Origin of the sequence: Chromobacterium alticapitis (genome assembly GCF_002924365.1) — a bacterium.
Lineage (GTDB): Bacteria > Pseudomonadota > Gammaproteobacteria > Burkholderiales > Chromobacteriaceae > Chromobacterium > Chromobacterium alticapitis.
In genome coordinates, this window is the sequence record NZ_PQWB01000044.1 from 1 (window position 1) to 6,547 (window position 6,547).

A 6,547-nucleotide genomic window follows, 5' to 3' on the forward strand; every position below is an offset into this window, starting at 1 on the left:
GTGGAATTATCAAGTTCAGGTTTATAAGAAAGTTCCTGTTGGTCAATTGGGCAGTGTTAATCTAATACTCTGTTTCAGCGGCGGAGGACGGCTGTCCAGTGATGAAATTATCCACCAATCTTCTCAAACGATAAATGGAAGTTATAGTGGAAATTCTCTGAACTTCTCCACCCAGGACACCCGCGTCAAGCAGGTAATGCTGCTGACCCGGCCAGCAGGCAACAATGTTGGCTGGATTATCCGTGCCGTGCCTGCCGTGGTGTTGAATGGCCAGACCATGAGCGGGTGGTTTGCGACAGACTGGAGCAGCCTGCCGCGCGGCAATTTCGAGAGCAGCTACTTGCTGCTGGGGGATAATGGCCAAGTTATTGCCGGCAGCCATGGCGGCCTGTGGGTGAACGACAGCGGCGCCGGATTTAACCCAGATGGCAATACGCCGCCAGCCGCCTTCATGTATGGCGACAACGGCGGCTGGGGCAAGGGCTGGATCAATATCAATTGCTCGGATGCCCGCGCAACGCGCGGCAGCATCCGCTTCCGCACCCCTGGCGGGCAATGGGGCGGGTGGAGCGATGTCGGCATGGCCACTTCCGGCCGGACGCTTAATGGCTGGTTCCAGTTCAACCCGGCTACGTATGGCTTGCAGCCGAGCACGCGCTACGAATATCAATTAGGCGCGCGCGACGACGGCAATCAGCCGGTTAGCACGCTGACGGGCAGCTTTACGCCAGGAGATGCCAATTCGGTGACGCCGCCGATGAATTGGGAGGATCAGCCGCAAACCGTCCGCATCTTCAATCTGAAAGCCGGCGTGGCCAGCGGCAAAATCCGTTACCGGCCGTTAGGCAGCCCAGCCTCCGCCATGCAGGAAGCGGCGCTGGAGTACGATGCCAAGTACAACAGCTACGATTGGCATTGCGAAAGCTTGGCCAAAGGTTTGGCCGGGCCGACGCCGTATGTCTTCGAATACCTGATGTATGACGCATCGGGCCAGTTGCTCAACCATGTCAGCGGGCAACTGAGTTTGGGCGGCGATGCCGTCACGCTGACGCCGGGCCAACTGACCGGCCTGGAGTTGTCCGCCAAGGCCACCTTCACGCCCGCGCAGAGCAGCGGCGTGAAAATGGAGCTGCGCTACCGGCCCAGAGGCAGTCAGTCGGATGGCGACTGGCAAAGCGTCAATCTGTCGCGCGGCGCGCAAGGGTTCGAATTCGACATGATGGGTCTGGCGGCGGGCGATTACGAGTACCGTTACCAACTGCGCGACGCTGGCGGCAATCTGCTGACCGATACCGATGGCAGCCCGCTGACCATCAGTGGCTTTGCGCATCGCGACGCGCCGGGACAATCCAGCGCGCTGCCGCCGTTCTCCTGGGTCATCATCGGGCCGGGCAACAGCAACGCCACCATCACTCGCAGCCAGCACTACAACGCGTTTGGCGAAGTGGACAGCGAAACAGATGGCATGCAGCAGACTACGTCGTATACCTATAACGCCATGGGCAAGCTGCTGAGCAAGCAGGACCCGCAAGTCAGCGTCACCGGGGAAGACGGCCAGAAGAAGACCGTTGCGCCGTTGACCCAATATCGCTATGACGCCATGGGCAATGCGGTGGCCACCATCGACGCCAACGGCCATCAAAACCGCCAGCGCTGGCTGGCCGGCAGCCAGAACGGCCAGGGCAAAGTCACCGACGAATGGCATGCCGACGGCGGCGTCAACCAGGTGAGCAGCCATAAGGCGATGCAGTACGACGCCCAGGGCAATCTGGCCAGCAGCCAGGACGAAGTCAAACGCATCACGACTTACCACTATGACAAGCTCAACCAGCTCAGACGGGTAGACCGCGCCGGCGGCGGCTACGACGAATACGACTACGACAGCGCCGGCCAACGCATCGCCCACCGCACCACCAGCACCGGCAGCGATGTGCTGACCGACACCACCCGTTACGACAGCCTGGGCCGGGTGCGGGAAACCGTCAGCGCGGCCAATCGCCATCTCAAGTACGACTACCGCTGGGATGCGACCTTGCTGGGCGCCGGCGGCGCGGTGGTGGGAGGCTGGCGCTGCGTCACCCGCAACGACAACCTCAGCAACAACTGGCAAGAGGATGCGGTCAACCTGTTTGGCCAGAAAGTGGCGCACACCGACTTGGGCGGCCGGGTGACCGCTTACGAGTACAACAACGCCGGGCAACTGCGTTGGCAGCATGGCATCCAAAACTCCGCTCAAGACATCGTCTACCGCTATTACGGCAACGGCTATTTGCAGAGCCTGGACGATCGGGCCATGGATACGCAAACCGTGTATGAGTACGACAAGGAGGGCCGCAAGACCTTCGAAAAATACGCCAAGCTGAGCGATCCATCCAAATCGATCTACCAGTACTCGGATGTGAGCTATGACGCGCTGGGCCGCGTGACGCAGATCCATGATCCGCGCTTCCTCACCCGCTACGAATACGATGCGGCAGGCAACCGCCGCCGCGTCTACAGCGAGTATCGCAATGTGGTGGATGGCAGCACCCAGACCCAGGACTATTGGTACCGCTATGACGAAATGAACCGTTTCGTCGTCAGCATGGGTCAGTTGAGCAACGGCCAGATCAGCCGCGGCGCGGCCGGCGGGGATGGCAAGGAGATTGCCTATGACGCGGCGGGGCAGCGCAAGACCGTAGTCAATGCATCGGACGGCACGACCGAGCAATACACCTATACCGATGGCGGCTATCTGAAAGACACGCTTATCAACAATGTGTTGTCGGCGCATCGGGAGAACGACTTGCTTGGCCGGGTCACCGAGTACCGCGATTACATGTACAACGTAGGGGGGAGGCCAAAAGACAAGATCGTCACGCAGTACGATGGCGACAACAAGGTCTTGAAGCAGATCACCAACGACAGCAGCACGGTGAGCTTCCAGTTGTACAACGACGGCACGCTGAACCAATCGGTTCAGGTGAGCGGCGATACGACGACTACGACTTTCTACACCTATGAATGGTGGGACGAAGCCAAGCAGTCCACCATCAAGGTGCAGCCGCAAAACGCCAATGCGCCGGACTGGAAGGCGGGTTTCTCTGATATGAGCTATGACCTCAACGGTCATCTGTCCAGCTCGGTCGATCATGATCCCAATGGCGCGCGCACCCTGCGCTACATCAATAATGCCCAGGGTTTGGTGCTGCGCCGGGAAGAAACCATCGGCAACACCGTGGACAAAACCCAGGATTACTACTATCTGGATGGCCGCCAAGTGGGCGCGATCGGCAATGACGGCCCCAGTCGGAAGGACTACGCCCTCGCGCTGTGGCAAGGCCAGCTGGGCAACCGCAAGGATGATTATCGCGGCGGCGCGCCGGTCAACAGCGCCGATTTCGATCAAAACTACGAACCGATCGGCCCCAACTACCCGGCGCAGGCGCCGGGCGTGATAACCGCCCATGACGGCGACACGTTGCAAGCGATCGCCGCCAATCTGTGGGGCGACCGCTCGCTGTGGTATCTGCTGGCTGACGCCAACGGCCTGACCGGCACGGAAACGCTGAAGGCGGGCCAGGTGCTGCGGGTGCCGAACAAGGTCACCAACGTCCACAACAACAGCGGCACCTTCCGGGTGTACAACCCAGGCGAGGCGATAGGTGACACCTCGCCGACGCTGCCCGCGCCGCCCCCGCCCCCAATGCCGTCGGGTGGCGATGGCTGCGGCGGGTTTGGCATGTTCATTGTGATTGTCGTGATGATCGTGGTGTGCATCGTAACGGATGGGGCGGCAACACCATATTTTGAAGGCGCCGAAGGAGCAGAGGCCGGTGCGGCTGGTGCGGAAGCAGGAGCGGGGGCCGAGGCAGGCGCAGCCGGGGCCGAAGCTGGCGCTGGCGCCGAAGCTGGCGCTGGCGCAGAGGCGGGTGCTGGCGCAGAGGCGGGTGCTGGAGCCGAGGCGGGCGCCAGCAGCGCAAGCTGGGGCATGACGCCTGTGATGGGCAGCACGACCACATACGGCGAACTGGCGGGAGCGATGGTGGGCGCCGCCGCCGGATCTGCCGCGGGACAGCTCGTCGCGATGGGCATGGGCATGCAGCACAGTTTCTCATGGCGGCAGGTCGGCTTGTCAGCCTTGTCTGCGGGTGTCGCCAAATATGCCCAGGGATTCACTGCGTTGAACGCGGTTGAGCGCGCGATGGCGGGAAGCGCGTTATCGCAAGGGCTGGCCATGGCGACGGGGCAGCAGAAATCCTTCAACTGGATGGCGGTCGCGGCGGCAGGCGTGGCGGAATGGGCCACTAGCGGTAAAGGTATGCAAGCCGGGGATCACGCGGATTCGTTCGAGCGGATTGGCTACGGCACGCTGCGCGGCATGGTGGGGGGCACCATCCAATCGGTGCTGGCGGAGGGCCATCAGCCTAATTGGGGCAATCTGGCCGCCAGTTCGTTTGGTAGCGCGCTAGGGGATGAACTGACCCGTGCCAGGGTAAAACAGGATGCCGATCCGCAGACGCGTTTCGAGCAACAGCTTAAAAACGATAAGGACGGCGGTTTCTTCTCTGGGCGCTTGGGGGATTTTGCTGCGCAAAACAATCTGGATCTTTCCGGCTTGTTGGGCACGCCTGAGGGGCGCCGGGGAGTAGAGAGTCTGAGCTCTCTGCCCGAGTCTGGCAGCGGAGATTGGAACGATAGAACGGTCAATGGCATGATTGAAATGCGTACTGGCCGGCACTTGCTCATGTCTAACGATATGAAGAATGGCTATGTCATTGACCAGGGTGTGGAGGAAAATGAACGCCATCCTATTTTCATATATGGCAGCCGGAATGGCGCAGCGGATCCGGTTTCTCATCCAGCGGATTTCGGTTTCATCCGCTGGAATGCGGCACCCTGGGTGCAGCAGCAAAAAGCGGCGCAAGCCGAGCAGTTGCGTCTGCAGGCGGAGTATCGGCATCAGCTGGATACTTTGGGACCATGGAAGGCTGATGCGGACCTGGGGCGTCGGGCTTTCCCAGATAGTCCGTGGTCACACAGCCTGGATATGGGGCAGGTGCTGTTAGGTGGTGGGGGGATGGTGGCGACAACGGCGCTAGGGATGGGCGCGGGGGGCATGGCGTTCAACGCTCTGCGTCGTATAGGCCTGGGTTACGCGGCTTCTGGGATGGGAGCGGGTTTTGCCGGAGATTTAACGACGCAGGCCGCGGACAATGCGCTTTACCAGCTAAGTAGTGGAAGGGTTGGGCGTTACGGTATAGACAAGACGGAGCTGGCCTTGTCAGCGGCGTCGCCATTGGCTGCCGAGCTTCATGGAATGGTCCGTGGCGGAGCCGAGAGGCTTAGAGCATGGGGTATGCCAGATTGGGAGATCAAGCTCCGTCAGCAAGAGTTCGGCGTGCTAAACTCGAATCCGCTGCCGTTTGAGTTGGAGAGAGTGGTTCCAAGCAGCGGGGTGACAAGTGGCGTAGCTGCAAATAGTACGGTAACAGATACTTTTGGACGAAATACGGCAACTTGGACGGTCGATCCATCGGGCAATATGCTTTCGGTGGAAGGCTCGCTAAGAGAGTCTTTCTCTGGTCTTCGCAGAAGTACTGCAGAGATCCAAGCTCAAGCAGATGCAGCAGCTTCTGGTATGCTAGGCGATCAAGGTGGTCATGGTATTGCGCATAGATTCATGGGGGATCAAGGTTCAAAGAACTTGTTCCCGCAAGATGGTAATTTCAATATGTCAGCATTTAAGACAATTGAAAATGATTATGCGCGCTATGCCGCGCAAGGGCATCAAGTCGATTTCTTGCATACGTTGGGTGACTTTGACCCAATTACAGGTCGGCCAGGCAGTGTTTCAGTAAATTTTGAAGTGACTGATGTCAACGGGAATCTTGTCGATACTTTTGCTGATAAATTCTCTAATAAATCAGGGCAGGTATATGTTCGGAGAGCATTTTGACAAATATCAGAGCAACCCCAGTTGTAATAGATTTAGCAAAAGAATTCATTGGATTCATGTGTGATCTAGCACCGAATTGGGAAAAAGCCTTCTATCGCTTTCGTGCAGAGGAGGCACGGTATGGGTCCAATGCCTCCTATATTATTGGCACCGATGTATTTCTCGTGGGGGCTCTGAAACAGGCTGTATTCTATAGCCGAATGAATGACTTTGGGGCCATGCTTCTCAAGGAGTTAGGGAAGTCTCAGGGAGTCTTTCTGTTAACGATTGATGCTGAGTTCAACTATGACATCAAGTTTGAATGGAGTGATCTGCATCGCTGGGAGATTACTAAGCTAGATGGAGGGACCGGGCTGCCGAAGGAAAATTAGCCCGGTAAGGCGGGTTGACCGGAGGTCATGTCCGTGTGTTGAATGAGCTACATTAATCTGACCGTGGCTTGGTATCGAAGGTCGGCGCATTTCCATAGGGAGTGCGCCGTTTATCGTTCCAAACAGTGGGGTGGTAAATGGAGTTAAGTGCCCACAACAAATTGGTTTGATTCTTGCTTGCACTCACCCGGACTCTACTCACCGCCGAACTCCATGAAGTGCACCGTACAACTGACCG

General features: G+C 58.5%; 2 protein-coding genes. Both read left to right on the top strand.

The window, feature by feature from the left end:
- Positions 1-196: 196 nt before the first annotated feature.
- The gene (locus C2I19_RS11415) at positions 197-5,938 is read left to right on the top strand and encodes a DNA/RNA non-specific endonuclease (RefSeq protein WP_103902823.1); all 5,742 of its coding nucleotides are present in this window, start codon (positions 197-199) and stop codon (positions 5,936-5,938) included.
- Complete coding sequence (locus tag C2I19_RS11420; protein ID WP_146056795.1) at positions 5,935-6,309, top strand: hypothetical protein; 375 nt, start codon at positions 5,935-5,937, stop codon at positions 6,307-6,309. Before C2I19_RS11415 ends, C2I19_RS11420 begins: the two co-directional genes overlap by 4 nt.
- The last annotated feature ends 238 nt before the right edge of the window (positions 6,310-6,547 follow it).

What these genes read in the sequence shown, in the direction of transcription:
- C2I19_RS11415 (WP_103902823.1), top strand. Translation starts at nt 197, where the DNA reads ATGCTGCTGACCCGGCCAGCAGGCAACAATGTTGGCTGGATTATCCGT.